Here is a 25925-nt window from a genome sequence, read left to right as displayed (position 1 = left end):
CCGGCCGGCCGCGGCGGCGGCGGGCCAGATCACTCGGCCCGGGCGGCCTCGACGGACGCCGGGCGAGAGACCAGCCACGCCAGCCACAGCCCCAGCGCGTACAGCGGCACGCCCATGAGCAAGCGGGTGGTGCCCAGCGCCACCAGGCCGTCCTCGCCCATCAGGTAGAGGGGAAGCTGCACCACAAGCCGCAGCAGGAGCACCGCCATCACGATCCAGGTGGCCATGGTGTACGCCTTCAGCCGTTGCGGCTGCTGCCGCCATGCCGTTCCCTCGCTGCGGATCAGCCCGAAGATCAAACCCAGCACCGGCCACTTGACGGCCACCGAAACCAGCATGACCAGAATGTAGGCGGCATTCGTGATGAAGCCCCAGACATAGAAGTCCTCGGCCCGGCCCGTGCTGTTGGCGACGAAGGCGCAGATGGCGACCCCCACGAGGCCGGAGAAGGCCTGCGTCACGGTGCCCCGCTGCACCAGGCGCAGCACGGTGAAGACGGCGGCGGCCGCCAGCGCTCCGATCAGCGCCGGGCCGAGCTCCCGGCCGATGGTGAACACCACCAGGAAGATCACGCCCGGCAGGATGCTCTCGGCCAGCCCGCGGACGCCGCCCACGGTCTTCAGCACGTCGATCTGTCCGTCGTCGGTGCGGTGGACCGCGGCGCTCGCCGCGTAGGCGCCGGCAAGCGCCTCGGCCGCGTCCGGGCGCCTGTTGCCCGGTTCTCCCGCGGGTTCCGGACGCGCGCCGGAGGGCTGCCCGTCCCCGGCCGGCGGCACGCTGTGCGGACCGGAGTCCGGCTGCTGATCTGTCATGGGTTAATTCTCCAACGGGCTGAGGATCTCGTAGCGCGGATTGTAGATGGTGGCGGTTCCTTCCACCCTGAAGAGCATGCCCTCGAAGGCCAACCGGATGCCCGCCGCGATGCCGGGCACGCGGCGCTGCCCCAGCCAGACCAGGCGGACCCGCGGGTGCCCGCCGTCACGGGACTTGCCCGGCTCCTGCTGGCCCGCGTCGGTGACGACGGCGGCAAACCGCGGCGGCTGCCCCGGCGGCGCGATGGTGATCGCCTCAACCAACCCGGTTCCGGCGACGTGGCCGCGCTCTGGCAGCCGGGCGATGGGGCTGTCCGCAGGGCCGCGATGGACGCGGGAGCGGTCAGCCAATCTCGGTGATCTCCGGGCCCCGCTCGGGCGCGGTCAGTCCGGGGTTGCGCGGCGCCTCGGGTTGCGGCGGGCCCGGGACGCCCTTGGGCATCTTGAGCTGCAGCAGGTCCTTGGGCGGCAGCGGCTGCGAGCCCCGGACCACCACGGTGGAACGGAAGAGTTCCTCGAGGTCCGCGGCCTTGGCCCGGTCCAGCGCGGCGGGTCCCCCGATCACGCCGCGCAGGAACCAGCGCGGCCCGTCGACGCCGAGGAAGCGGGCCACCCGGAAGCCCTGCTTCCCGTCGGCGGTCTGTGCCGGCAGCTTGGCCACCACCTCGGTTCCCATCGGTCCGTCGATCTCTTGGACCGTGCCGCCCTGTGACCCCACGGAACTCGCGATCTGGGTGCGGATTTCCTTCCACAGCCCCTCGGATTTCGGCGCGGCAAATGCCTGGAGCTGCAAGTTGGAACCGGCCAGGTCCAGGGTCACCGCAACCACCCGCTTGGACTTTTCCTCGACCTCCAGCCGCAGCTGCAGGCCCTCCCGGGGACGGACCTTCAGCGCGCCCAGGTCCAAATAGCCGTTGCCGGTGTCCTGCTCGGAGTCGTCGTAGGGGCCGTTCCGGCGGGGACCGCTGTCCGGCGCCGGCCGCGTGGCATCCTCGCCAGGTGCGGCCGCGGCGGCTTCCGGCCCTTCGCCGTCGTTCTGGTTCCTCTTCTTGGAACGCCCAAATGCCATAACGTAAGATTCCTCTTCCTCCGGTCCTGCACCGGGTTGCTCAATGTCTGCGCCGAGGGGATGCCGCCTGCGGCGGGCAGGCGTCCAGGTGCGTGCCCGCCGCACCGCGCGGCGGAACTAACCGGCGCCGAACCCTCCGGTGGAACCGAATCCGCCGGCCCCCCGCGTCGAATCCGGAAGCTCGGCGACGCGTTCGAACGCGGCCGTCTCCACCTTCTGGATGACCAGCTGCGCGATCCGGTCCCCTCGCTTGAACGTGAGCGTTTCACTGGCATCGGTATTCAGCAAGGTGACCGCTATCTCGCCCCGGTAACCGGCGTCCACCGTGCCGGGGGCGTTGACGATGGTCAGTCCGTGCTTGGCGGCCAGCCCGGAGCGTGGGTGGACCAGGGCAACATAGCCGTGCGGCAGCGCCAGCGCCACGCCCGTCGGCACCAGGACACGTTCCCCCGGGGCGATCCGGAAATTGATCCGGCTCCGCAGGTCGGCCCCGGCGTCCCCCGGGTGGGCGTAGGCGGGCGGTTCCAGTCCGTCGTCGAGCATTTTCAGCTGGACCGTCAGCGTTTCAGTTGTCTGCTGCACTCGTGATCGTTTGTCCTTGCGATTGCGGATGTGGCGGCGGGAAGACTGCGGCCGCCAAGGGCCTGGCCCGCTGAGATATTCCGCACATCACTCTAGCGCGTTTTCAACCGTGGCGCCCGCGGGCGGGCGGGCTTCCGGGGGCCCGCCGGAAGCAAGGTGAAATGCCTGTCAAAAGGTGAAAAGCTGGGTCCATGACACAACCCGCGACCCCTGCAGGCGGCTCCGGTCCCGCCGGCGGTCCTTCCTCCGTGACCCACTTCGATGAGCGGCTGTGGCCCAATTTCTGGGTTTGGCTCATCGCCGCCGGCACCGCCGCGGCGGTCATCGTCATGCTGGCACCGATCAGCATGACCGCGGGCATCATCGGCGCCGTCGTCGCCGCCATCCTGCTGGCCGTCCTGCTGATCGCTTCCACGCCGCGGATCCTGGTCACCGACACCATGCTGCAGGTGGGCCGCGCCCAGATCGAGCGCCGCTACGTGGGGCGGGTGGAAGCGTTCACCGGCGAGGCCGCCACGGAGCAGCGCGGCCCCAAGCTGAACGGCACCGCGTACATGTGCATGCGCGGCTGGATCGATCCGGTGGTCACCATCGAAATCACCGACGAGACGGACCTGACCCCTTACTGGATCGCCTCTACGCGCCGGCCGCAGCAGCTCGCCGCGGCCCTGAACCGCCCCGCCGCGGACGCGTCCTAGGGCCCGCGGGGCGGGCGCCCCGCCGGCCGGCCTCTTGGTTGCGGGCGGCTACCCCTCGCAGTCCCGGCAGTAGAGCAGCCCGTCTTTTTCCTTGGCCACCTGCGACCGGTGGCGGACCAGGAAGCAGGAAGCACAGGTGAACTCGTCCTGCTGGGCCGGGAGTACGCGGACCAGCAGTTCCTCGCCGGAGAGGTCGGCGCCGGGCAACTCGAACCCCTCGGCCGCCTCGGCCTCGTCCTCGTCGACCACGGCCGACTGCGTGTCGGTCCGCCGGTGCGACTTCAGCTCTTCAATGGACTCCTCGTGGGTCTCTTCGTCAGGCTTCCGCGGGGCGTCGTAGTCAGTGGCCATTGTTGTTTTGCTCCCACTCCGGTGGTCCGGTCCAGTTTCACATCAGGCCCCCGGTTCCGGGACACGTGCCCGTGCCTGACGATCTGTGCACAGGCTCAACGCGTTCGCCGTCGATTTTGTGCCCGTGACGCGAAGATTCTTGCCGATTTCGGCGCGCCTGCCAAACCCGGGGGCCGCTGGGCGTTCACGGCCGCCTTCGGACGCGGCGCCCGGCCGGGGCGACCTTGGCCACAAACTCCGCGCCACACCTGCGAAAACAATAGGAAAAGCCCGGTATGGGTGGCAGAGTTTCAGGCATAAAGTGTCGTCTGGTGGAGGGTTTTCATGCAGGATCTACGGCTGGTGGGTGTCCATGAGGATGGCGAACATCTGCTGTTGAGCGCAGGTGGGGACGACTACCGTCTGGCCATAGACGAAGCCCTGCGCACAGCGGTCTTCCGACCGACAACAACGCGCGCTCCCGGGGCCGGCGAACCGTCGGACGCCGGCATGTCCCCCCGCGAAATCCAGGCGCGCATCCGAGCGGGCGCCACGGCCGAGGAGGTCGCGGCCGAATCCGGCCTCGACCTGCAGCGGATCCGGCGCTATGAAAGCCCGGTGCTCGCCGAGCGCCACTACATCGTCGAGCAGGCCCGCAAGGTGGAAGTCGCCGGCCCGCTGCCCGGCCACGACGGCTACCGGTCGGCCTTCGGCGACGAGCCCGCCACCCTGGGAGAAATGGTGGACCACCGGATCCACGCCTTCGGCATCGACCCGGAGTCGATGAACTGGGATTCCTGGCGGCGCAGCGACGGCACGTGGGAAGTTGTGGCGTCCTTTACCGCGCCGGCGGCTCCCGCCACCGACTCCATCGGGGAAGAACCGCCCGCCCGCTGGGTCTTCCATGCGGCCCGCCGCACCATCCAGAACGCCAACCGGTGGGCGCAGCAGCTGAGCGAGCTCGAAACCGTGGACGGCCCGGTCCCCGGGCGCCGGCTGAAGGCCGTCACCGACCATGTCTTCGACTTCGAAGCCGATACCGGCGCGGACCCGGACCTCGAGCCGGCAGGGCACGAGGACGGCGGGCAGGACGACGGGCAGTCCGCCGAGTCGGAAGAGCTGCTGGACGTGCTGCGCTCCCGGCGGGGGCAGCGGCTGGGCGTCGACGAAGATGCCGACGACGCGCTGGCCTTGATGCTCACCCACGGTCCGATTCCGGCGGCCCACCCGCGCGACTCGTTCGAGGACTCGGACGATTCCGGCGACGATCCCGGCGCGCGGCCGCGCGCCGGGTTCCCGCTGACGCTGGCCCCGGCCTACGACGACGGCGCGGTCTCTTCACTGGAATTGGGGCACGGGATCAGCACCCACACGCACGAAATCACGCTCTCCGGCGCGCCCGGTTTCCTGCGGGACGAGCCGGCCGCGGCAACCGGCGGCGGCGTGCGCGACCAGGACGGCGACCTCACCGGGGAAGAGGCCGACGCAGAGCCGGCGACCGGCGGCGGCGCGCAGGAAACGGGCGCCCCGTTGGACGACCGGATTGAGTTTGTCAGTCCTTCCACCGCAGCGCTGAAAACCGTGGAAAACAGCAGCGGAGCGGCCGCGGAAAAGGCCCGGACGGCGCAGGCTGGCGCGGAGACCGCCGCCGATCCCGAACCCGGGGCCAAAGACACGGTGCGGGAGGATCCGGCCCCGGAACCGCCCAAGCGCTCCATCAAGCCGAAGCGCTCCAGCGTGCCCAGTTGGGACGAGATCGTCTTCGGCACCAAGCACGACTGACCTGCCGCCGGCTGCAGAGAAGACCCGGGCTGGGCGCCCGGCCTGCCAGGCTGCCTGGCCCGTCAACCTCTCGTTGCCTGCGGGCGCGGACTAGCGCCGTTTGCCCGGAGCCACCAGGGTCAGCAGGGGCACTTCCCGCTCCGCCTTCGTCAGCGAGCCGTGCTGGCCGACCACGGACATCGCGGTCTCCGGCACGCGCCGGGTGTCGTAGAACGCCACGGGTTCCCGGGCAGCCACCATCAGGTCTCCGATGCGCGGCAACACCCGCGGGTCCACCCGACCGAAGAACCCGCGGCTGACCGCCTCTTCCCGGGTGAACACCCAGGCCTGCTTCCCATACCGCTCCAGCCAGGCACGGGCCACCTGCTCGCGCTGCCCGGCCCTGGCGTCCGGTTCGAAATAGAGGTGGACCAGCCGCGGTTCGCCGCCGGTGTGCCGCACCCCGGCCACCAGGGCCGGGTCCGCCGAGTAGTCGAAACGGAACTCCTCGGCCACGTCCAGCATGCCGTGGTCCGCGGTCAGCAGCAGCAGCGTATCGGCCGGAAGCTGCCGGGCCAGGCGGCGCATGTCCGAGTCAAGTTCCTCCAGCGCATGCCCCCACTGGGCCGACGCCGCGCCGAACCGGTGGCCCGCCTTGTCCAGTTCGTTGAAATAGAGGTAGACCAACGCCCGGTCCGTAGCCGCCAAGGCTTCCGCGGTGGCCTGGGTCCGGGCATGGCCGGTGGCGCCGGGCACGAACCTGCTGCCGCGCAGCGCCGCCCGGGTCATGCCCGACTCCGCGAACCGGGGCAGGCTGACGGTGGTCACCGGCAGCTGCCCGGCTACACGTTCGAACACCGTGGCATGCGGCTGCCACACCTGCGGGTCAACCCCGGGGTCCCAGCCTCCGAGTTGGTTGACCACCTTGTCCTGCCCCGGGTCCAGGACGTCATAGCCGACCATGCCGTGCAGGCCGGGCGCCAGCCCGGTCCCCAGGCTGGCAAGGGACGCCGCCGTCGTCGAGGGAAGGGCGCTGCCGAGGGTCCGCGAGTTGTCCATCGCCTGGCGCAGGAAGGGGGCATGTCCGCCGCGCTGCTTCAGCAGCGCCTTGCCCAGTCCGTCCACCATGACCACGCACACACGCCGCGCCTGCGGCAACTGCAGCTCATTATCGAAGCCCTCGGCGCCCAGCGCGGCCGCGGCACTGGTCATGACCTCCGCGAGCGAGTTGCGGCCGTAGCCGGGGGCAGCCGGAAGCGGTTCCTGTATCAGCGTCACGCAGCGTCGATCCCGCAGATCAGCGGCCGTGGTGGCCGCGGACCAGGCGGTTGCCGATGCGCGGGCGCTGCTGCACCGGGCCCGGCGCGGCGGCGGGCTCCGGGTGGCTGGTGCTGACCTTGCGCAGCGCGCGGGCAAAGTCCTTGGCGTTCTGGACCGCCTGCAGCCCGTCGGCCTCCGCGCTGACCCGCAGCACGATGTCTTCCTGGACGATATTGCCCGTGTAGCCGTGGTCGGCGTCGCACTGCGGATCGCCGCAACCGGCCGGGCCCATGTCCAGTCGCTGGCCGCCGGACCAGGCGATGGCCAGAGTCAGTTCGCGGGCCTGGTCGGCGGAGGTGTAGTTCTGCGGCTGGGCGTAGACGTAGCTGAGCACCACGGAGCGGATCTGGCTGACCGGGACCGACTCGGTGGAAATCTGCGCCACCATCTGCTCGCCCTCGTCGTCCAGCTGCTGGTCGTCCACGTGCGTGATGACCAGCATGTCCTCGGTGAGCACCAGCACGGTGATGTGCCGGTGCACCTCGTTGCGGTCGAAGTGTGTCTCCAGGTGCACCAGGTGGGACAGCGGCTCGCGCTCGTCCAGGGCGTCGTGGACCACGTCGGAAACCAGCAGCGGATAAAAGCCGGCCCGGTTGAGGGCGTCGTCGAGACTGCGGCGTTCGGCCGTCGATAGGGGGCTCATGGTTCCATAATCCCCTACCCTGCCGCCGGATGGCCAACCCGGCAGGTTCAGTCCCGCATGGCGCGCCGCGCGCTGTCGGTGCGGTGCGCATGGTTTCCGAGCCGGAGTTCGGCGTTCAGCACGGCCAGGCCGCGGTCGGAGAGCTGGACCGGGTTGAGCTCCAGCAGGGCCACTTCGGGATGTTCGTCCTTGAGTTGCGCCACGCGGGCGATCAGGTCTTCGAGCGCCGGAACGTCCACGGCCGGCAGGCCCTGGTAGCCGAAGAGCTTCTCCGCCGCGCGGGGCCCGCGGACCAGGTCCGCCACATCCACGGTGCTCAGCGGGGGGATCCGGTGGGACCAGTCCCCCAGCAGGTTGACGGCGTCGCCGGCCAGCCCGAAGGAGACCACCGGGCCCAGGAGCGGATCCTCGATGGAGCGGATGGTGCAGGCCTGGCCGGCGGGCACCATCGACTGGACTTCCAACGGGATGTCGCCGAACGGGGCCAGGCTGGCCCGCATGTGCGCGATGTTGGCGCGCAGGGTCGCCTCGTCCGTGATGTTCAGCCGGACCCCGCCGAGGTCCAGCCGTTGCCGCAGCCGCGCGTCGGTGGTTTTGACGGCCACGGGCCAGCCGAGCCGTTCGGCGGCGGCCACGGCCTCGTCGTCGTGCGTGAAGCCGGCGGACTCCTGAACCGTGATGCCGTAGCAGCCCAGCAGCCGGGCGGTCTGTGCAGGGGTCGGCGTCAGCAGCTCGGTCCCGGTGACCCCGCCGAGCAGGGCGTCGATCTGCCGTTGCGCCTCGGCGGGATCCGTTCCCGCAGGCTCGGGGAACTCGCCCTGGTCGTGGGCCTTCCATTCGGCGTAGCGGACCGCGGCCGCCAGCGCGTTCACGGCGCTGGCGGGGCTGGCAAAAGCGGGCAGGCCGCGCTGCAGGCCGCCGCCGGAATCCGGGCCTCCGGCGGCCAGCAGGCCGTCGGTCCGTTCGGCCAGGTCGAGCACGCCCGTGAAGGAGGCGACCACCGGCTTGCCCGCCTCTTCGGCGCAGTCCCGCAGCACTTCCGCCAGCCGGGAGGTCGGGATACCGGTGGCGGGAAGGAGGGTGACGACGGCGGCGTGCACCTCGGGTGCGGACAGTGCCTGCCGCACCTGCCGGCGAAGCATCGGGAGCGCGGTGGACTGCCCCGTATCCAGGTCCAGCGCCACCTCCCGCCGGACCACGTCCAGCTGGTGGGCCCTGGCGGCGTCGGCCACCACGTTGCCCAGCGCCAGGGAGTTGCTGAACACGGCCAGGTTGGCCCCGGCCGGAAGCGGCTGGCTGACCAGGACCTGCGCCACGTCCATCAGCTCTTCATTGGTCTCCACGCGGATCACCCCGGACTGGCGGAACATGGCGTCAAGGGCGCCCGGCGGCGCCTGGGTGGTGCGCACCGCATGGCCGGGCGGCAGCTGCAGTCCCATCACATCGGACTTGGCGACGATCACCGGCTTGCTGCGCGAGAGCCGGCGCGCGATGCGGGAAAATTTCCGGGGGTTGCCGATGGACTCCAGGTAGAGCCCCACCGCCAGGGTGGCCGGGTCGTCTTCCCAGTACTGCATGACATCGTTGCCGGAGACGTCGGCCCGGTTCCCCGCCGACACCGTGGAGGACAGGCCCAGCCCGCGCCGGCTGGCGGCGGTGTAGAGCAGGACGCCGATCGCCGCGGACTGGCTGAACAGCCCGAGCGCTCCGCGCGGGGGCATAGCGGGCGCCATGGAGGCGTTCAGCGACACCGCCGGGTCGGTGTTCAGGAGTCCGAGCGAGCCCGGGCCGATCACCCGCATCCCGTGGGCGCGGGCCTGGCGCACCAGCTCGCGCTGCCGCTGCAAGCCTTCGGTCCCGGCCTGGGAGAAACCGTCGCTGGCCACCAGGATGCCCTTGACGCCGGCGGCGGCGCATTCGCGGGCCACCTTGGGCACTTCCCCATAAGGGACGGCGACGACGGCGAGTTCCACGGGGTCCGGGACGTCGGCGATGGCGGCATGGGAGATCATGCCGTTCAGTTCGAAGGCCTGCGGGTTGATGGCGTAGACGGGACCGGTAAAGCCGGCTTCGATGATGTTCTCCAGCAGCGAGTAGCCCACGCTGCCCCAATCCCGGCTGGCGCCGATCACGGCCACGGATCCGGGGGCCAGCAGGGCGGCCACGCTCTTGGCCTCGGCCCGGTGTTCCCGGGAGGCCATGACGGCGCGGGAGCGCTCGGTCGGGTCGATGTCGAACTCGAGGGCGACCACCCCGTCGTCGAAATGGCGCCGCACCTCGTACCCCGCGTCGTTGAAGACGGTGATCATTTTCCGGTTCTCCGGCAGCACCTCGGCGGAGAACTTGCTGATGCCGTTCTCCCGGGCGGCCGCCGCCAGATGCTCCAGCAGGATGGAACCCAGCCCCCGGCCCTGGTGGGCATCGGCGATATTAAAGGCGACCTCGGCTTCGGCGGGATCGTCCAGCCTGTCGTAGCGGCCGATCCCGATGATTTCATCGCCGATGGTGATGACGAAGGCAACCCGGCTGACGTAGTCGACCTTGGTGAAGCGGGCCAGTTCGCGCGGGCTGAGCTTGGACTTGAAGGTGAAGAAGCGAAGGTAGATGGAGCTTTCCGATTGCCCCACGTGGAAGGCCTGCAGGGCCTCGGCATCGGCCGGGACGATGGGGCGCAGGTGCGCCGTCCCGCCGTCGCGCAGCACGACATCCGCCTCCCAATAATCCGGATAATCCGGGGAATCAGCCTCTTGCGCCATAAACTCACTGTATCCGCAACTTTTAGCTAAGGACCGAAGCTCTACCCATGCCCCGCCGCCAGACTCCCGCCCCCGAAGAGGACTACACGGAGAACATCGTCGATATCGACGTGACCTCCGAGATGGAAGGCTCCTTCCTCGAATACGCCTATTCGGTCATCTACTCGCGCGCACTGCCCGATGCCCGCGACGGGTTGAAGCCGGTACAGCGCCGCATCCTCTACATGATGTCCCAGATGGGGCTGCGGCCGGACAAGGGGCACGTGAAGTCCGCCCGCGTGGTCGGCGAGGTGATGGGCAAGCTGCACCCGCACGGCGACGCCGCCATCTACGACGCGATGGTGCGGATGGCGCAGTCCTTCTCGCTGCGCATGCCGCTGATTGACGGCCACGGCAACTTCGGATCGCTCGACGACGGTCCCGCGGCTCCGCGCTACACCGAGGCCCGCCTCGCGCCGCCGGCCCTGGCACTGACCGACCACCTGGACGAAGACGTTGTGGACTTCGTGCCCAACTACGACAACCAGCTGATGCAGCCGGCGGTACTCCCGGCCGCTTTCCCCAACCTGCTGGTCAACGGTTCTTCCGGCATCGCGGTGGGCATGGCCACGAACATGGCGCCGCACAACCTCGGCGAGGTGATCGCCGCGGCCCAGCACCTGATCGCCAACCCGGACGCCACGCTCGAGGACATCATGCGGTTCGTCCCCGGACCGGACCTGCCGTCCGGCGGCAAGATCGTGGGCCTGGACGGAATCCGCGACGCGTACGCCACCGGCCGCGGCTCCTTCAAAACCCGCGCCAAGGTGGAGGTGGAGAAGCTCACCGCACGCCGCACCGGTTTGGTGGTCACCGAGCTGCCCTACGGCGTGGGCCCGGAGAAGGTGATCGAGAAGATCAAGGACGCGGTGACGTCCAAGAAGCTGCAGGGCATCAGCGACATCGTGGACCTGACCGACCGGCAGCACGGCCTGCGCCTGGTCATCGAGCTGAAGAACGGCTTCAATCCGAACGCCGTGCTGGCGCAGCTGTACCGCTATTCGCCGATGGAGGATTCCTTCGGCATCAACAACGTGACGCTGGTCGACGGGCAGCCGCGCACGCTGGGCCTGATGGAACTGCTGCAGGTCTACATCAGCCACCGCATCGGCGTCGTCCGGCGGCGCACCGCGTTCCGGTTGGGCAAGAAGAAGGACCGGCTGCATCTGGTCGAGGGCCTGCTGATCGCCATCGTGGACATTGACGAGGTCATCCAGATCATCCGTTCCTCGGACGAGGCCGCGGCCGCCCGCGAACGGCTGATGGCCATCTACGACCTGTCCGAAATCCAGGCCAATCACATCCTCGAACTGCGGCTGCGCCAGCTGACCAAATACTCGCGGATCGAGCTCGAGAAGGAACAGGACGAGCTGCGCCGCGAGATCGCCGCACTGGAGGAAATCCTGGCCAACGAGGCCATGCTGCGCCAGTTGGTGTCCGACGAGCTGGGCGAGGTTTCCGCGCTCTACGCCACGCCGCGGCGGACCGTGCTGCTCGAATCGGAGGCCGCCGCCCCGCTCCGCGGCACCGCCCTGCCGGCTCCCGCCGCCGCCGGCAAGAACGCCAAGGCCGCCCTGCCGCTGCAGATCGCGGACGACCCGTGCTGGGTCCTGCTCTCGGCCTCCGGCCAGCTCGCCCGCACGGTGGACCAGGAGCCCCTGTCGGACGGCCAGCGGATCCGGCACGATGTCCTGGCGTCAGTCGTCAGGACCACGGCACGGGCCGAGATCGGAGCGGTGACCTCGCTGGGCCGGATGCTGCGGCTCCCGGTCCTGGACATGCCGGTGCTCGCCGCCGCCGCCGGGTCGCCCAACCTGGCCGGCGGCGTCCCGGTCAAGGAGTTCGTGACCCTGGCGAAGGGCGAATCGCTGGTGGCCTTGGCGCCGCTGGACAAGGTCCTCGCCCTCGGCACGGCGCAGGGCATCGTCAAGCGCGTGACCCCGGACTACCCGCTCAACCGGGAGGACTGGGAGATCATCGCGCTCAAGCCCAAGGACTACATCGTGGGCCTGAGCGTCCCGGCCGACGACGATGAACTGGTCTTCATCACCCGCCAGGCGCAACTGCTTCACTACCCGGCCTCGACGGTGCGCGCCCAGGGCCGCACGGCCGGCGGCGTCACGGGCATCAAGCTGGGCGCGGAAGACACCGTGACGTTCTTCGGTGCGGTCGCCGCCGGGGACGCGGACGCCGTCGTCGTCACCGTCGCCTCCTCGCAGGAGGCCCTGCCGGGCACCTCCCCCGGCTCGGTCAAGGTCACCCCGTTCACGGAGTACCCGGCCAAGGGCCGCGCCACCGGCGGCGTGCGCGCGCACCGCTTCCTGAAGGGCGAGGACATGCTCTCGCTGGCGTGGGCCGGGCACGGTCCGGCGAAGGCCAGCTCGTCCAACGGCGCCTCCCGGGCGCTGCCCACCGAACACGGCCGCCGCGACGGATCCGGCATACCGTTGTCCCAGCCCGTGGACGCCGTCGGCCCCGCCCTATCGCAGCAGGGGTCACAAGACTCCTAAGCTGGCTGCATGGCGATCATCCCCGACACCAAGGACTGGACGTGGGTCACCGGGCGGCCCTGCCCCGAATGCGGCTTCGACCCGGCCGGCGTCACGCCGGACCGGATCGGCCCGGAGCTGCTGGCCACGGTGCCCCGCTGGCAGGCGGCCCTGGCGGAGCCCGGCGCCCACGTCCGCCCCGACGACTCGACGTGGTCGGTGCTCGAGTACGCGGCCCACGTCCGCGACGTCTGCCGCGTGTTCGATGCCCGGCTGCAGCTGATGCTCGGCCAGGACAACCCGGAGTTTGCCGACTGGGACCAGAACGCCGCGGCCGTGGAGGGACGTTACGCCGGCCAGGACCCGCGCGCCGTCGCCGAGGAGCTGGCGGCAGCGGCCGCGGAGGTCGCGGCCGGCTTCAATGCGGTGACCCCGGCCGAGTGGGACCGGCGCGGCAGGCGCAGCAACGGTTCGGCTTTCACCGTCGTCACGCTCGGCAGCTACTTCCTGCACGACGTCACGCATCACCTGCACGACGTCGGGGCGTAGCCGCCGCCCGGCCGCGGTGCACGACGTCGTAGGTGCACGACGTCGGGGCCCAGCCGCCGGCGGTCCCCCTGCCTGCGTCAGGTCAGGGGCAGTTCATAGTCCAGGTAGCGCTTGGTCGGCACGTAGCCCATCCGGGTGTAGAGGGCCAGCGCCCCGCTGGGGTTCTCGGTGTCAACGCCCAGCCCGGCGTGTGCCATCCCGCCGGCCCGGAACCGGCGCATCGCTTCGGCCAGCAGCGACTGGGCAAGCCCGCGGCCGCGCCACGGCCTGCGGACGCCGAGGAGGTTCGTGAACCCTTCGTCATACCCTGACTGCAGCTTGTACTGAGGATCAAAGCTGGCCACCTGGTACGCCACCGTCTCGCCGGAGGCGGCCTCCACCACCGACATGCTCCACTCCGGCCTGGTCTCAGGGTGCTGCACCAGGTTCTTCCACCGGCGCTCGTCCCTCGGCTCGCTGCCCCAGTGGTCCGCGAACGCCTCGTTGTGGGCGAGCCGCACGGCGTCGCTGTCGCCCGGATCCAGGTCCACAAAGACGAAGCCCTGCGGCAGCGGCGCGTCCGGAATCTCCACCAGCGGCCGGGTCATTTCGGTGAAGTAGCGGACCACCCTGGCGCCCACCGCTTCCATCAGCGCGTTGTGCGCCGGATCTTGTTCCTCGGTGCTGCTCCGCAGGACGCCGCCCCTGATGCCGGCCGCGCGGAACCGGCGCCGATGGCGGTCGGCTTGCCACTCGTAGAGCGCCCTGCCGATGCCGCGGCGGCGCCAGTCCGGATCCACCCCGCCCCAGGTGTGGGCGACCGGTGAGCCGGCGTTCGCGTAGACCCGGCCCACGGCACGCACCGTCCCGCCGGCATCCAGCCCGAGGGCGGTGCACTCAGCGGGGTCGTTGGCAGGGTCGTCGAACGCCTCCGCCAGATCCGCCGTCGTCTCGGTCCAGACCGGTTTGTCCACCGCGGCCATCCGCTGGATCAACCGGCGCCAGCCCTCGATGTCCGAGGCGGACATGGGACGCCAGCGCAGGGCTCCGCCGGGAACGACCGGCAGGTCGGAATTGGTCATTGCCTCAGCTTAGGGCAGCGGCATACGTGCCGGTAGGCAGCTGCAGCCGAAGCCCGCACCATGCGGCGTGCCGTTCGTCGTGCGTCACCATGACCACTGCCTTGCCTGCGAGCCCGCGGCGCAGGTCGGCCAGCAACGCGTCCCCGGCGTCGCGGTCCAGGTGCGCGGCCGGTTCGTCGAGCAGCACCACATCTGAGTCGGCCAGCAGCGCCCTGGCCACGGCGAGCCGCTGCCGCTGGCCGCCGGAGAGGAAGTGCCCGCCCGGGCCGATCCGGGTGCCCAGCCCGTGCGGCAGTCCGGCCAGGAATCCGCCCAACCCCACGGCGGCGAGCGCCGAGCGCATCTCCTCTTCGGCCGGCGGGTCGGTGGCAGGCCGGGCCAGCAGCAGATTGGCGCGGAGCGTCGAGTTGAACAGGTGCGCTTCCTGGGGCATCCACGCGATGGCCGACCGCGGAGCCCCGCCGGCCCTCCCGTTGACCAGGTAGCGGCCGGAGGCCAGTGGCAGGAACCCCAGCAGTACGCCGAGCAGGGTGGACTTCCCGCTCCCCGACGGGCCGGTGACGGCCAGCCATTGTCCGCGCTCCACCCGCAGGTCCACGCCGGTGAAGGCGTCGTGGTCCGCGCCCGGGTACCGGTAGGACGCGTTGCGCAGTTCCAGCGCCTCGACCGGTTCCCGCCGTGCTTGGCGGACCGGGTCCGCGCCGCCGCTTCCCAGCTCCGGAATGACGCGTGCCCCGGCGGCGCGCCAAGCGCCCCATTGCTGCACCGCGGTGTTCACCGCCATGAAAGGTTCGGCCAGCGCCAACTGCATCAGGACGACGACGGCCACCACCCCCGGCACCGTGCCTCCCGCCGAGCCGAGCATCACGACGGCTGAGAGGGAACAGGCCAGCACCGTCAGCGCGTGTCCCAGGCCCTGCGCCCAGGCGCTGCGCTGCACGGCGGCGGTCGCTTCCCGGTCAAGGCGGCGGGCACGCAGCAGCAGCGGCCCGGCAGCCGTGTTTGCTGCCAGGTCCGGTGCTGCTGCCAGCAGCCGCGTGAACGCGTTCAGCGACTTGCCCTTGAGCCGCACGGTGGCTGCCTGGGCGTGGCGGTCCGCCCAGCGCGTCACCGCGGGGGCTCCCACTATGCAGATCCCGGAGAGCAGCAGCTGCCAGCCCAGGGCCGCGGGCATCAGCAGGGCGGTGGCCACGCAGGACGCGGCGGCCACCAGGAGGCCGACCAGCGGGGCGAAGACCGCCCGAGGGGCGATGTCCCGCAGTTCGTCCACGTCTCCGACCAGCCGCTCCAGGGCGCCGCCGCCGCGGGCCAGGCGCCGCCACGCTGCCGGCCGCTGCAGCAGCCCGTTCCACAACCTGATCCGCAGCCGGTCGGTGCTTTCGAAGACGGCGTCGTGCAGCTTCAGCCGCTCCTGGTAACGCAGGACCGAACGCCCGATCCCGAAGAACCGGACACCGACGATGGAGGTCATCAGGTACAGGATCGGCGGCTGTTCGCTGGCATAGACGATCAGCCAGCCTGACAGGCCCGCCAGCGCGACGGCGAAGAGCGCCGCGCCGAGGCCAAAGCACAGTGCGGCCAGGAACCTCCCGCTCCACGGCCGCAGCAGCGCCGCCTGCCGCCACAGGCCGGGTCCGGCGCCGGCGGCGTCCATCCCCGCCGCTTCGGTTCCGCCGTCCTCCCCCGCCGCTTCCGTGCCGGAGCCCGCCCTTGCTCCGGGCGCCTGCCCGCCGCGTTCGGTGCCCGGTGCCGGGGACCGCACACCATCCGTACCCGACGGGGCGGCAGCAACGGGTTCCCCGGACGCCGGCACCACCGGCACCACGTGGTCGGCGAGCGCCGCGGTGTCCGGGTCGTGCGCCACCAGCACGGTGGTCACCCTGCCGCGGAGACCGTCCAGCGCGGCCTCGATGGCCCGGGCACTGCGCTCATCCACGTGCGCGGTAGGTTCATCGGCCAGCAGCACGTCCACCCCGGGGACATGGTCAACCCGGGCCAAAGCCCGTGCCACGGCCACGCGGCGCAGCTCTCCCGGGCTGAGGTCGCCGGTGTCCGCGTCCGCCAGGCCGGCGGCATTGACCTGCGCCAGCGCTTCCTCCGCCGCTGCACGCCCGGCCGGCCCGGCCAGCCCGGCATACAGCGCCACCTCCTCGGCCGCCGTGGACTCGGAGGGAACCGGATGCTGCGGGATCCACGCGATCCGGCCGCGGTCGAGGCCGGACACCCGGCCGGCCAGCCGGATGCCGGCCCCGTCCCGGCGCAGGCCCGCCAGGATCTCCAGCACCGTGGTCTTGCCGCCGCCGCTCGGCCCGGACAAGGCGGTGATGCGGCCGGCCGGAGCCGTGAAGTCCAGCCCTTCCAGCACCTGCCCGCGGCCCGGGTAAGCGGCGGTCAGCCCGGCAACCCGCAGCTCCGGCGCTTCCCCGCGGACCGCCCCGGACCGGTGCCCGGCGTCCGGAGCGGCGACCAGCGGCCGGCCCGCCGGCGCGTCCAACACGGCCTTGCTGCGCTCGAGGGCTTCCAGACCGTCTTCGCTCGCGTGGTGCGCCGAGCCGAGGTCGCGCAGCGGTTGGAAACACTCCGGAGCCAGGATCAGGGCCAGCAGCCCGGCTTCCAGTTCCATTCCGCCGTAAACCAGCCGGATGCCCACGAACACCGCCACCACGGCCACGGAAATGGTGGCGATCAGTTCCAGTGCCAGCGAGGACAGGAAGGCGACCCGCAGCGTGGCCAGGGTCCTTTCCCGGTAGGCGCGGGCGACATCGGCCAGGGCCCTGGTCTGCGCGGCGGCCCGGCCCAGGCCGACCAGGACCGGCAGTCCCCGGGCCAGTTCCAGCAGGTGGTCGGACAGGCGGTCCAAGGCGGCGGCCGCCTGTTTCGTCCGGTCTTCGGTGTGCTTGCCGATCAGGACCATGAAGACCGGCACCAGCGGCAGCGTGAGCACCACGATCAGCGCGCTCACCCAGTCCGCGGCCAGGATCCGCAGCCCCACCAGCAGGGGTACGGTGGCGCAGGTCACCAGGGCCGGCAGGTACTTGGCGTAGTAGTCGTCCAGGTTGTCCAGTCCCCGGGTGGCCAGCACACTCAGGGCGCCCTCGCCCGGGGCGGAGCCGTTGCGCCCGGCCGGGGAGGCGCCGCCGTCGTGCAGGATCCGGGCGGCGAGGCGGGCCCGCAGGTCCTCCTTGATGCCGGCCGCCGCCCGTTGTGCGGCCACGTCCTGGCCCCAGGCCGCGGCCGCGCGCAGGACGGCGCCGAGGGCGCCGGGCAGCAGGACCGCATCCCAGCTGAACGTCCCGGCCGCCACGCCCGCCACCCCGGCGGCCACCGCCGAAGCGAGCAAGACCAAGCCGCCCGCCTTGACGGCCGCGGCCAGTCCCAGCAGGTAGAGCGCCCGTTTGCCGGCGGCGCCCACCGGAAGCACCGGCTTCACTGTGCGGTGACGGCGTGTGCTGCGGGGATGGCGGAGGCGCTCACGCGCTTGCGGAACACCCAGTACGTGTAGCCCTGATAGACCAGCACGGCCGGGATGCCGAACAGCGCCACTACGCTCATCACGCCCAGCGTGTAGTCCGACGACGACGCCGAGTCCACCGTCAGGCTGAAGGCCTCGTCGATGGTCGAGGGCAGTACCGTGGGGAACACCGCGGTGAAGATGGTTGCCGACCCGGCGACCACGAAAGTGCCGAGCCCGGCGAAGGAGAGTCCGTCCCGTCCGGCCTTGGCCAGCAGCCAGGCCGCCGCCGCGCCGAGGGCGGCCAGCAACAGCGTCGCCACCGTGACGGCCTTGCCGTGGCGCAGCACCAACACGGCGGCCCAGGCGGCCATCGGCAGCAGCGCCACCGGCAGCCAGCGCAGGACCAGTGCCTTGGCCCGCAACCGGACCTCGCCGTCGGTCTTCAGTGCCAGGAACGCCGCCGCGTGGACCAGGCTGAAGCCGACCACCGCCAGCCCGCCGAGCACGGCGTAGCCGTTGAACCAGGCGAACGGTCCGCCCACCCGGTCGCCGTTGGCGTTGAGCGGCAGGCCGGTGGTGGTCAGGCCGAGCATGGCCCCGACGCCGAAGGCCGCGACCAACGAGCCCAGCGCGATCGCCCAGTCCCAGCGCGCCCGCCACCGGTCCGTGTCCACCTTGCCGCGGTATTCGATCCCGACGGCGCGGAAGATCAGGGCCAGCAGCACGAGCACCAGCGGGAGGTACAGACCGGAGAACAGGGCGGCGTACCACTCGGGGAAGGCCGCGAATGTGGCGGCCCCCGCGGTGACCAGCCAGACTTCGTTGCCGTCCCAGACCGGGCCGATGGTGTTGAGCAGCACGCGGCGTTCCGTGTTGTTCCGGGCGAAGCCGCGCATCATCATGCCGACGCCGAGGTCGAATCCTTCCAGGAACAGGTACCCGGTCCAGAAGAAGGCGATGACAATGAACCAGATGGTGGGCAGGGTTTCCATGAGTCGTCCTTATCGATCCGTAGGAGCCGGTTCAGTACGCGAAAGCGAGCACGTCATCAGGGTCTTTTCCGTTCCCGTCCGTTCCATCTCCGTCCTTGCCGCGGCCGCCGGTGCCGCCGTCGTCGTCCGTGCCCGTGCCATCCGCGGACGCCGCGGGCAGCAGCTCGGGCATTGCCGCCGGCACACCGCCGCGGCAGTAGGCGGCGAGCAGCTTCACTTCCACCACCAGCAGCGAGCCGTAGACCAAGGTGAAGGCGCTGAGCGAGAAAATCAGCTCCCCAAGCGAGACGCCCGGCGACACGGCCGCGGCCGTGAACATAAAGACGTTGTCGATGCCGTCGGGATCCGGGTTGGGTGCCACGACGAACGGCTGGCGGCCCATTTCGGTGAAGATCCAGCCCGCCGAGTTGGCACCGAACGGGGCAAGGATTCCGAACACGGCCAGCCGCATCAGCCACTTCGATTCGGGCACCGTGCCCTTGCGCACCACCCACAGGGCGACGGCGGCGGCCGCGGCGGCCAGCATGCCGAAGGTGATCATCATCCGGAAGCCCCAGTAGGTGACTTCCATGACCGGCACGTAGTCGATTTCGCTGCCGGCGCGCTCGCCGTAGATCGGGTTGTCGGGCAGGTGCGTTCCGAAGCGCTCCTGGTACTCCGGCAGCAGGCTGTTGATGCCCCGGATCTCGGTGTCGAAGTCGCCGTTGGCCATGAAGGAGAGCAGTCCGGGCAGCTCCACCACGGCGACCATGTCGTCGCAGTCGTTGGAGCCGAGGTCGCCGACCGTCAGGATGGAGAAGCCCGTGCCGTCGTGGCAGGCGGCCTCCGCGGCGGCCATCTTCATGGGCTGTTGCTGGAACATCAGTTTGGCCTGCAGGTCCCCGGTGAGGGACACCCCGGCGAAGGAGACGACCGCGACGACGGCGCCGATCCGCAGCGAGCGGAGCCAGACCTTGTGGTCGGCCGCATCCCTGCCGCGCGCCGGGTCGGATCCGACGACTACCGTGCCGTCCGGGCCCACGGTGTCGATGCCGTCGCGGCGGCGCTTCCACAGGTGGTACCAGCTGATGCCCAGCAGGAAACCGCCGGCCACCGAGGTGGCGCCGAAGATGGTGTGCGGGAAGGCCACCAGCAGCGTGTTGTTGGTCAGCACGGCCCAGACGTCCACCATGACCGGCCGACCGTCGATCATTTCGACGCCGACCGGGTGCTGCATCCAGGAGTTGGCGGCCAGGATGAAGTAGGCCGAAGCGACGGTGGCCAGCGAGGCACCCCAGATGCTGAGCAGGTGCACCGCTTTGGGCAGCCGGCCCCAGCCGAAAATCCACAGGCCCAGGAAGATGGACTCGACGAAGAACGCGAGCAGGGCTTCCATGGCCAGCGGCGCACCGAAGACGTCGCCGACGAAGCGGCTGTATTCGCTCCAGGCCATGCCGAACTGGAATTCCTGGACCAGGCCGGTGGCCACGCCCATGATGAAGTTAATCAGGAACAGCTTGCCCCAGAACTTGGTCATCCGCAGGTACTGGTCCTTGCCGGTGCGGTACCAGGCCGTGTGCATGATCGCGACGAGCAGTCCCAGGCCGATGGTCAGCGGCACCATGAGGAAGTGGTAGACGGTGGTGATACCGAACTGCCACCGCGCGATTTCAAGTGCTTCCATTGCCGCTGCCTCCCGGACTGACCTGGGTTCCGGACTACTCCGGAACTCATTTCTACACGCCTCATTTCTACACGCCGTAGAACTTAATCTTCTACGAACTGTAGAACATTTGCACGAAAGACGGTAAATTAGAGACCAAGAGCACGGTCGTAGAAAGGTTCTGCGCGCCGTTGATGCGACGTTAAGAGACGAAAAGGAACCAGATGGCTACTCTCGGAGATTTGGAACGGGCGGTCATGGACGTGCTGTGGTCCCAGAACGCCGCCGATCCGGCCGAGGCCGGACTGACCGCCAATGAGCTGCGCGACACGTTGGCGCAGGTCTCCGCGGACGGGGCGGACGGCAAGGAGCTGGCCGTCACCACGGTGCTGACCGTTCTGTCCCGGCTCGAGAAGAAGGGCCTGGTCCAGCGCGGCCGCGACATCCGCCCGCACCGCTACCGGGCGGTGACAAGCCGTGAAGAGCACACCGTGGAGCTGATGCACGAGGTCCTGGGCTCGGCCCCGGACCGCGAGGCCGTCTTGGCCCGCTTTATCGGGACGGTCAGCGACGAGGAAGCGGAAACCCTGCGCAAGATCCTCTCTTCCAACTGAGCTGAATGTTCCTGGCCTCCTACCTGCTGGCCGCCATGGCGGTCATTTTGGCGTGGCCTGCTCCCATCCTGCTCTCGCGGGCACGTTGGACGGCCCGCAGTCCCGGGACGGCGCTGGTGCTTTGGCAGGCCATCGCCCTGGCCGGCGGCCTGTCCATGATCGGCGCCATGCTGACGTGGGGCTTGGAACCGCTGGGAGACCACCTGCTGGCCGGCCTCCGGGGCCTGACCGGCCTTCTGCTGGACGACAGTGCGGATACCGGCCTGGACCTGGTGCACGTGTTCGCGCTCAGCGCCGCCCTGCTGCTGACCGTGCACCTGGTCTTCACGCTGCTGCTGACCTACTACAAGATCCGCAAACAGCGCGGCCGGCACCGCGACCTGCTGAATCTGCTGAGCTCCCCGTCCGAAGACTCCCCGCGCACCCTGGTGATCAACCACCCGGCGCCGGTGGCCTACTGCCTGCCCGGCGGCGGCGGCTCCGTCACGGTGCTCTCGAACGGCCTGCTCGAGTTGCTCTCGCCGGACGAACTGCACGCGGTCATGACGCACGAAAAGGCGCACCTGGAACAGCGCCACGACCTGCTGCTGTGGGCCTTCGCCGCCTGGCGGGCGGCCCTGCCCTGGCTCCCCACCTCGAAGCTGGCCCGGACGGCGGTGAACGAGCTGATCGAGATGCTCGCGGACGACCATTCCCTGAAGACGTCGGCCCGCGAGACGCTGGTGCGTGCGATCGCCGTCGTCGCTGCCGGTGAGCGGCCGGCGGCGGCAGGCCCGGCCGCAAGCCTGGGCGACCCGGCGAAGGGATTGCTCGGCGCCGCCGAGGCGGAGTCCTTTGTCACCGCACACCGGCTGCGGCGGCTGCTCTCCCCTGTTCCGGCCCTTGGCGGCGCGGCCCGGTCCGCGGTACTGCTGGCCGCGGCTTTGCTGCTGGCGGTGCCGACCGTCCTGTTGGTGGCACCCGGGCTGGCGGCCTAGGCGTCGATCCGTTCCCGGTCGAGCATCGAGGCGCCTGCCACGATGAACTCCTTGCGCGGCGCCACGTCGGAGCCCATCAGCAGGTCGAAGGAACGCTCGGCGGCTTCGGCATCCTCGATCCGCACCCGGCGCAGCGTTCGGTGGCGGGGCTCCATGGTGGTTTCGGCCAACTGGTCGGCGTCCATCTCGCCCAGGCCCTTGTAGCGCTGGATCGGCTCCTTGTACTTCCGGCCGTCCTTCTCCAGGGTGGCGAGCAGTTTGTGCAGCTCGTTCTCCGAGTAGGTGTACACCACCTCGTTGGCCTTGGCACCCGGGTTGATGATCTCCACCCGGTGCAGCGGGGGCACGGCGGCGTACACGCGACCGGCGTCGACCAGGGGGCGCATGTAGCGGAAGAAGAGCGTGAGCAGCAGCGTGCGGATGTGCGCGCCGTCGACGTCGGCGTCCGTCATCAGGACGACCTTGCCGTAGCGGGCCGCGTCCAGCTGGAAGCTGCGCCCGGACCCGGCCCCCACCACCTGGATGATGGCCGCGCATTCGGCGTTGGAGAGCATGTCGCCCACCGATGCCTTCTGCACGTTGAGGATCTTGCCGCGGATCGGCAGCAGCGCCTGGTGGTCGGACGAGCGGGCCAGCCGTGCCGTGCCCAAAGCGCTGTCGCCCTCGACGATGAACAGCTCGGAGCGTTCGACGTCGCTGGTGCGGCAGTCGATCAGCTTTGCCGGCATGGAGGACGTCTCCAACGCGTTCTTGCGCCGCTGCGTCTCCTTGTGGACGCGGGCCGAGATGCGGGACTTCATCTCGCTGACGACCTTTTCGAGCAGCAGCGCGGATTGGGCCTTATCCCCGCGGTTCGAGGACCCCAGCTTGGCGGCCAGCTCCTTCTCCACCACCCGGGACACGATGGCGCGGACGGCGGAGGTGCCCAGGATTTCCTTGGTCTGGCCTTCGAACTGCGGCTCGGCCAGGCGGACGGTGAGCACCGCGGTGAGTCCCGCGAAGACGTCGTCCTTTTCAATCTTGTCGCTGCCGGCCTTCAGCTTGCGGGCGTTCGCCTCGATCACCTTGCGGAAGGTTTTCAACAGCGCCTGTTCGAAGCCGGCCTGGTGCGTGCCGCCCTTGGGGGTGGCGATGATGTTCACATAGGAACGGACCGTGGTGTCGTAGCCAATGCCCCAGCGCAGGGCGACGTCAACGTGGCAGTCGCGGTCGACCTCGGCGATCTTGCTGTGCCCGTTTTCATCGAGTACCGGAACGGTTTCCTTGAACTTGCCGGAGCCGTGGAAGCGCCAGACATCCGTGACGGCGCTGTCGTTGGCCAGGTATTCGACGAACTCGGCGATGCCGCCGTCGTGGTGGAACACTTCCTCGATCGGGCCGTTCTCGCCGGCGGTGCCGGCCAACCTGCGCTCGTCGCGCAGCGTGATCTTCAGCCCCGGAACCAGGAACGAGGTCTGCCGCGCCCGGTTCTGCAGCTCTTCGTAGGAGAACTTGGCGTCCGGGGTGAAAATCTGCCGGTCGCCCCAGTATCTGATGCGCGTTCCGGTCACGCCGCGCTTGGCGGTTCCGACCACTTCCAGTTTGGAGCCCGTGACGAACGGCTCGAACGCGGACTCCGGGCCCGGCCCCCTGCCCGTGTCGATGAACTTGCCCGGCTCGCCGCGGCGGAAGGACATTTGGTACGTCTTGCCGCCGCGGTCCACCTGGACATCCAGGCGGGAGGACAGGGCGTTGACCACGCTGGCGCCGACGCCGTGCAGGCCGCCGGAGGCCGTGTAGGAGCCGCCGCCGAACTTTCCGCCGGCGTGCAGCTTGGTGAACACTACTTCGACGCCGCTCAAGCCGGTCTTTGGCTCGATGTCCACCGGGATGCCACGGCCGTCGTCGTGGATCTCCACCGAGCCGTCCGGGTGCAGCGTGATCTTGATGCTCTGCCCGTACCCGGCCAGCGCCTCGTCGACGGAGTTGTCGATGATTTCCCAGAGGCAGTGCATCAACCCGCGGGAATCAGTGGATCCGATGTACATGCCCGGCCTCTTGCGGACGGCTTCCAGCCCTTCCAGGACGGAAAGATGGCGTGCTGTGTACTCAGACTTCGTTGGCGCCACGTGTACGAGTGCTCCTTGGCAGACAGAACTGCGGTCCTTGGCCGCGGTCCGCCGCGAATAACGGACCGTTACTAGGCTAATCCCCTTTGCGGGCGGGCTTGTGCACCGCGCCGGAGCGCAGACCGGCATGTGACGCAGCTCCCGGCTGTTACCCACACGTGATACGCGGTGAGCGAAAGTGACCCCATCTTGCGAAGATTTCCGCGCTTCGGATGGTTCTATGGATAGACGCACTCGTAAGGAGGTCATCATGACGACAGCAGTAGCCCCCCGTGAACTGACCGCATTGGACCGATGCGACCGGTGTGGTGCCCAAGCCTATGTACGGGTTGTCCTGGCCTCCTCCGGCGGCGAACTCCTCTTCTGCGGGCACCATGCCCGGCAGCATGAGCCGCAGCTTCGCTCCAAGGCCTCGGAATGGCAGGACGAAACCAGCCGGTTGACCGAAAAGGCCGGCGCCGCCGCCGAATAGGTTCTTTGGGAACGGGCTGCAGCCGCAGCCCGTTCCCGGAGCGGTCCGACAGGTCCGCCCGGTACCCGGTCAAAGGCGCCGTTCCCCGCAAGGGGAACGGCGCCCTTTGCGTCTCCGGAGGCCTTTCCGCCGGGGGCGCCCGGGGACCTGGCGCCGGAACGCGGAAGCGCTCCCCTTCCCCCGCTGCCGCCGGCTAACGCAGCAGGGCCGGCCTTTTGCGGGTGCCGGTTAACGCAGCAGGGCCGGCCCCTTGCGGGTACCGGCCCTGCTGCGCAGTCGGATTAGTCCAGGTAGTCGCGGAGTACCTGCGACCGCGACGGGTGCCGCAGCTTGGACATGGTCTTGGATTCGATCTGGCGGATGCGTTCCCGCGTGACGCCGTAGACCTTGCCGATTTCGTCTAAAGTCTTCGGCTGGCCGTCGGTGAGTCCGAAGCGCATGGCCACCACGCCGGCTTCGCGCTCGGACAGCGTGTCCAGCACCGAGTGGAGCTGTTCCTGCAGCAAGGTAAAGCTGACCGCGTCGGCCGGAACCACGGCCTCGGAGTCTTCGATCAGGTCGCCGAACTCCGAGTCGCCGTCTTCGCCCAGCGGCGTGTGCAGCGAGATCGGCTCCCGGCCGTACTTCTGGACCTCGACGACCTTTTCCGGTGTCATGTCCAGTTCCTTGGCCAGCTCTTCGGGAGTGGGCTCGCGGCCCAGGTCCTGGAGCATCTGGCGCTGCACGCGGGCCAGCTTGTTGATGACTTCCACCATGTGCACCGGAATGCGGATGGTGCGGGCCTGATCCGCCATGGCGCGGGTGATGGCCTGCCGGATCCACCAGGTGGCGTAGGTGGAGAACTTGAAGCCCTTGGTGTAGTCGAACTTCTCGACGGCGCGGATGAGGCCCAGGTTGCCTTCCTGGATCAGGTCCAGGAACAGCATGCCGCGGCCGGTGTAGCGCTTGGCCAGCGAGACGACCAGTCGGAGGTTGGCTTCCAGCAGGTGGTTCTTGGCGCGCTTGCCGTCGTGGACGATCTGCTCCAGGTCGCGCCGCAGGCGCGTCTCCATGGTGCCGTCGTCCTTGGCCAGTTTCTCTTCGGCGAAGAGACCGGCCTCGATCCGCAGCGCGAGGTCGACTTCCTGCTCGGCGTTCAGCAGGGCGACCTTGCCGATCTGCTTCAGGTAGTCCTTGACGGGGTCGGCGGTGGCGCCGGCGGAGACCACCTGCTGGGCGGGGGCGTCGTCGTCGTCGGCGTCGGAGTAAACAAACCCGGACCCGGTCTCGCCGTCCTTGCCCTTCTTGGCGCCGGCTTCCTCGGTGGCTTCTACGTCTTCCTCGGTGGGCTCCGGCTCGACCTCGGGATCCTCGTCGACTTCTTCCGTGGCCAGCTCGGCGGTGTTCGCCTCATCCTTCTTGGCAGCGGCACCGGGCTTGCGGCCGCGCCGTTTGGGAGCAGCTTCCGCCGCTGCCGCTGACTGGGCGCCCGCGCGCTTGGTCGTCGCGGACTTTTTCGGAGCGGAGGCAGCAGTCTCCTCATCGGGAGCTGCAGCAGTCTTCTTGTCCGGTGACACA

At 69.8% G+C, this 25925-nt stretch carries 21 protein-coding genes; 7 read left to right on the top strand and 14 right to left on the bottom strand.

The window, feature by feature from the left end; translation table 11 throughout:
* Positions 1-29 precede the first annotated feature (29 nt).
* The 4 genes from AC5RUH_RS12600 to dut all read right to left on the bottom strand — a co-directional run bounded on the left by AC5RUH_RS12600 (position 30) and on the right by dut (position 2463).
* Positions 30-812, bottom strand: coding sequence for a DUF3159 domain-containing protein (locus tag AC5RUH_RS12600; RefSeq protein WP_493999517.1), 783 nt, complete (start codon positions 810-812; stop codon positions 30-32).
* 3 nt (positions 813-815) lie between these two features.
* Positions 816-1163: a hypothetical protein gene (locus tag AC5RUH_RS12595; RefSeq protein ID WP_493999516.1), complete on the bottom strand. Its 348-nt coding sequence runs from the start codon at positions 1161-1163 to the stop codon at positions 816-818.
* On the bottom strand, positions 1156-1881 hold the full coding sequence (locus tag AC5RUH_RS12590) for a DUF3710 domain-containing protein (RefSeq protein ID WP_493999515.1): 726 nt from the start codon (positions 1879-1881) through the stop codon (positions 1156-1158). Before AC5RUH_RS12590 ends, AC5RUH_RS12595 begins: the two co-directional genes overlap by 8 nt.
* Positions 1882-1998: 117 nt before the next feature.
* Positions 1999-2463 (bottom strand): dUTP diphosphatase, encoded by a 465-nt coding sequence (dut, locus tag AC5RUH_RS12585; RefSeq protein ID WP_494128740.1) that lies wholly within the window; start codon positions 2461-2463, stop codon positions 1999-2001.
* A gap of 191 nt (positions 2464-2654) precedes the next feature.
* Here dut and AC5RUH_RS12580 point away from each other — a divergent pair, with 191 nt between their 5' ends.
* The gene (locus AC5RUH_RS12580) at positions 2655-3161 is read left to right on the top strand and encodes a DUF3093 domain-containing protein (protein ID WP_493999513.1); all 507 of its coding nucleotides are present in this window, start codon (positions 2655-2657) and stop codon (positions 3159-3161) included.
* 48 nt (positions 3162-3209) lie between these two features.
* Here the strand turns inward: AC5RUH_RS12580 and AC5RUH_RS12575 are convergent, their stop codons facing one another.
* On the bottom strand, positions 3210-3512 hold the full coding sequence (locus tag AC5RUH_RS12575; RefSeq protein WP_493987423.1) for a DUF4193 domain-containing protein: 303 nt from the start codon (positions 3510-3512) through the stop codon (positions 3210-3212).
* A 324-nt stretch (positions 3513-3836) separates the two neighbouring features.
* On the opposite strand from AC5RUH_RS12575, the gene sepH reads away from it, so the two are divergent.
* Positions 3837-5273: a septation protein SepH gene (gene sepH / locus AC5RUH_RS12570; protein WP_494128739.1), complete on the top strand. Its 1437-nt coding sequence runs from the start codon at positions 3837-3839 to the stop codon at positions 5271-5273.
* A 90-nt stretch (positions 5274-5363) separates the two neighbouring features.
* Here the strand turns inward: sepH and AC5RUH_RS12565 are convergent, their stop codons facing one another.
* From AC5RUH_RS12565 to AC5RUH_RS12555, 3 genes are all read right to left on the bottom strand, one after another.
* A complete protein-coding gene (locus AC5RUH_RS12565) occupies positions 5364-6464 on the bottom strand; it encodes an alkaline phosphatase family protein (protein WP_494128741.1) in 1101 nt (366 codons plus the stop codon).
* Positions 6465-6549: 85 nt separating this feature from the next.
* Complete coding sequence (locus AC5RUH_RS12560; protein ID WP_493977911.1) at positions 6550-7215, bottom strand: DUF5998 family protein; 666 nt, start codon at positions 7213-7215, stop codon at positions 6550-6552.
* 47 nt (positions 7216-7262) lie between these two features.
* Positions 7263-9971 carry a bifunctional acetate--CoA ligase family protein/GNAT family N-acetyltransferase gene (locus AC5RUH_RS12555; RefSeq protein ID WP_494128738.1) on the bottom strand — a complete coding sequence of 903 codons (2709 nt, stop codon included), beginning with the start codon at positions 9969-9971 and terminating at the stop codon, positions 7263-7265.
* A gap of 47 nt (positions 9972-10018) precedes the next feature.
* On the opposite strand from AC5RUH_RS12555, the gene AC5RUH_RS12550 reads away from it, so the two are divergent.
* Together AC5RUH_RS12550 and AC5RUH_RS12545 are read left to right on the top strand one after the other, a co-directional pair.
* Positions 10019-12520: a DNA gyrase/topoisomerase IV subunit A gene (locus AC5RUH_RS12550; RefSeq protein ID WP_494128737.1), complete on the top strand. Its 2502-nt coding sequence runs from the start codon at positions 10019-10021 to the stop codon at positions 12518-12520.
* A 9-nt stretch (positions 12521-12529) separates the two neighbouring features.
* The gene (locus tag AC5RUH_RS12545) at positions 12530-13048 is read left to right on the top strand and encodes a DinB family protein (protein ID WP_494128736.1); all 519 of its coding nucleotides are present in this window, start codon (positions 12530-12532) and stop codon (positions 13046-13048) included.
* A 77-nt stretch (positions 13049-13125) separates the two neighbouring features.
* Here AC5RUH_RS12545 and AC5RUH_RS12540 read toward each other — a convergent pair whose 3' ends face one another.
* The 4 genes from AC5RUH_RS12540 to AC5RUH_RS12525 are packed head-to-tail and all read right to left on the bottom strand — an operon-like array spanning position 13126 to position 20218.
* Entirely contained in the window at positions 13126-14109 is a 984-nt protein-coding gene (locus AC5RUH_RS12540; protein WP_494128735.1) for a GNAT family N-acetyltransferase, read from the bottom strand.
* 4 nt (positions 14110-14113) lie between these two features.
* Positions 14114-17539: a thiol reductant ABC exporter subunit CydD gene (cydD, locus tag AC5RUH_RS12535; protein ID WP_494128734.1), complete on the bottom strand. Its 3426-nt coding sequence runs from the start codon at positions 17537-17539 to the stop codon at positions 14114-14116.
* Complete coding sequence (cydB, locus tag AC5RUH_RS12530) at positions 17536-18555, bottom strand: cytochrome d ubiquinol oxidase subunit II (protein ID WP_494128733.1); 1020 nt, start codon at positions 18553-18555, stop codon at positions 17536-17538. Before cydB ends, cydD begins: the two co-directional genes overlap by 4 nt.
* A 31-nt stretch (positions 18556-18586) precedes the next feature.
* Positions 18587-20218 (bottom strand): cytochrome ubiquinol oxidase subunit I, encoded by a 1632-nt coding sequence (locus AC5RUH_RS12525; RefSeq protein ID WP_494128732.1) that lies wholly within the window; start codon positions 20216-20218, stop codon positions 18587-18589.
* 203 nt (positions 20219-20421) lie between these two features.
* Between AC5RUH_RS12525 and AC5RUH_RS12520 the strand changes: the two genes are divergently transcribed.
* Both AC5RUH_RS12520 and AC5RUH_RS12515 read left to right on the top strand, forming a co-directional pair.
* Positions 20422-20811, top strand: coding sequence for a BlaI/MecI/CopY family transcriptional regulator (locus tag AC5RUH_RS12520; protein WP_493977919.1), 390 nt, complete (start codon positions 20422-20424; stop codon positions 20809-20811).
* Positions 20812-20816: 5 nt separating this feature from the next.
* The gene (locus AC5RUH_RS12515) at positions 20817-21788 is read left to right on the top strand and encodes a M56 family metallopeptidase (RefSeq protein WP_494013834.1); all 972 of its coding nucleotides are present in this window, start codon (positions 20817-20819) and stop codon (positions 21786-21788) included.
* Here the strand turns inward: AC5RUH_RS12515 and AC5RUH_RS12510 are convergent.
* Positions 21785-23896, bottom strand: a complete 2112-nt coding sequence (locus AC5RUH_RS12510; RefSeq protein ID WP_494013833.1) for a DNA gyrase/topoisomerase IV subunit B — start codon at positions 23894-23896, stop codon at positions 21785-21787. The genes AC5RUH_RS12515 and AC5RUH_RS12510 overlap by 4 nt on opposite strands.
* A 250-nt stretch (positions 23897-24146) precedes the next feature.
* On the opposite strand from AC5RUH_RS12510, the gene AC5RUH_RS12505 reads away from it, so the two are divergent.
* Complete coding sequence (locus AC5RUH_RS12505; RefSeq protein WP_493999501.1) at positions 24147-24368, top strand: DUF7455 domain-containing protein; 222 nt, start codon at positions 24147-24149, stop codon at positions 24366-24368.
* A gap of 281 nt (positions 24369-24649) precedes the next feature.
* Here the strand turns inward: AC5RUH_RS12505 and AC5RUH_RS12500 are convergent, their stop codons facing one another.
* The gene (locus AC5RUH_RS12500; protein WP_494013832.1) at positions 24650-25924 is read right to left on the bottom strand and encodes an RNA polymerase sigma factor; all 1275 of its coding nucleotides are present in this window, start codon (positions 25922-25924) and stop codon (positions 24650-24652) included.
* Between the last annotated feature and the right edge of the window lies 1 nt (position 25925).

The organism is Arthrobacter sp. Y3223166 (genome assembly GCF_059090935.1).
The sequence above is the reverse complement of the archived record's forward strand: the minus strand, read 5'-3'. Positions and strand labels throughout refer to the sequence as shown.

Bases quoted from the DNA above. Each gene is read 5' to 3' on its own strand.
- sepH (WP_494128739.1), top strand. From the start codon at position 3,837: ATGCAGGATCTACGGCTGGTGGGTGTCCATGAGGATGGCGAACATCTG.
- AC5RUH_RS12515 (WP_494013834.1), top strand. From the start codon at position 20,817: ATGTTCCTGGCCTCCTACCTGCTGGCCGCCATGGCGGTCATTTTGGCG.
- AC5RUH_RS12505 (WP_493999501.1), top strand. From the start codon at position 24,147: ATGACGACAGCAGTAGCCCCCCGTGAACTGACCGCATTGGACCGATGC.
- AC5RUH_RS12555 (WP_494128738.1), bottom strand. From the start codon at position 9,971: ATGGCGCAAGAGGCTGATTCCCCGGATTATCCGGATTATTGGGAGGCG.
- AC5RUH_RS12575 (WP_493987423.1), bottom strand. From the start codon at position 3,512: ATGGCCACTGACTACGACGCCCCGCGGAAGCCTGACGAAGAGACCCAC.
- cydB (WP_494128733.1), bottom strand. From the start codon at position 18,555: ATGGAAACCCTGCCCACCATCTGGTTCATTGTCATCGCCTTCTTCTGG.
- AC5RUH_RS12540 (WP_494128735.1), bottom strand. From the start codon at position 14,109: ATGACCAATTCCGACCTGCCGGTCGTTCCCGGCGGAGCCCTGCGCTGG.
- AC5RUH_RS12590 (WP_493999515.1), bottom strand. From the start codon at position 1,881: ATGGCATTTGGGCGTTCCAAGAAGAGGAACCAGAACGACGGCGAAGGG.
- AC5RUH_RS12525 (WP_494128732.1), bottom strand. From the start codon at position 20,218: ATGGAAGCACTTGAAATCGCGCGGTGGCAGTTCGGTATCACCACCGTC.
- AC5RUH_RS12550 (WP_494128737.1), top strand. From the start codon at position 10,019: ATGCCCCGCCGCCAGACTCCCGCCCCCGAAGAGGACTACACGGAGAAC.
- AC5RUH_RS12600 (WP_493999517.1), bottom strand. From the start codon at position 812: ATGACAGATCAGCAGCCGGACTCCGGTCCGCACAGCGTGCCGCCGGCC.
- AC5RUH_RS12520 (WP_493977919.1), top strand. From the start codon at position 20,422: ATGGCTACTCTCGGAGATTTGGAACGGGCGGTCATGGACGTGCTGTGG.
- AC5RUH_RS12560 (WP_493977911.1), bottom strand. From the start codon at position 7,215: ATGAGCCCCCTATCGACGGCCGAACGCCGCAGTCTCGACGACGCCCTC.
- AC5RUH_RS12565 (WP_494128741.1), bottom strand. From the start codon at position 6,464: ATGACCAGTGCCGCGGCCGCGCTGGGCGCCGAGGGCTTCGATAATGAG.
- AC5RUH_RS12545 (WP_494128736.1), top strand. From the start codon at position 12,530: ATGGCGATCATCCCCGACACCAAGGACTGGACGTGGGTCACCGGGCGG.
- AC5RUH_RS12580 (WP_493999513.1), top strand. From the start codon at position 2,655: ATGACACAACCCGCGACCCCTGCAGGCGGCTCCGGTCCCGCCGGCGGT.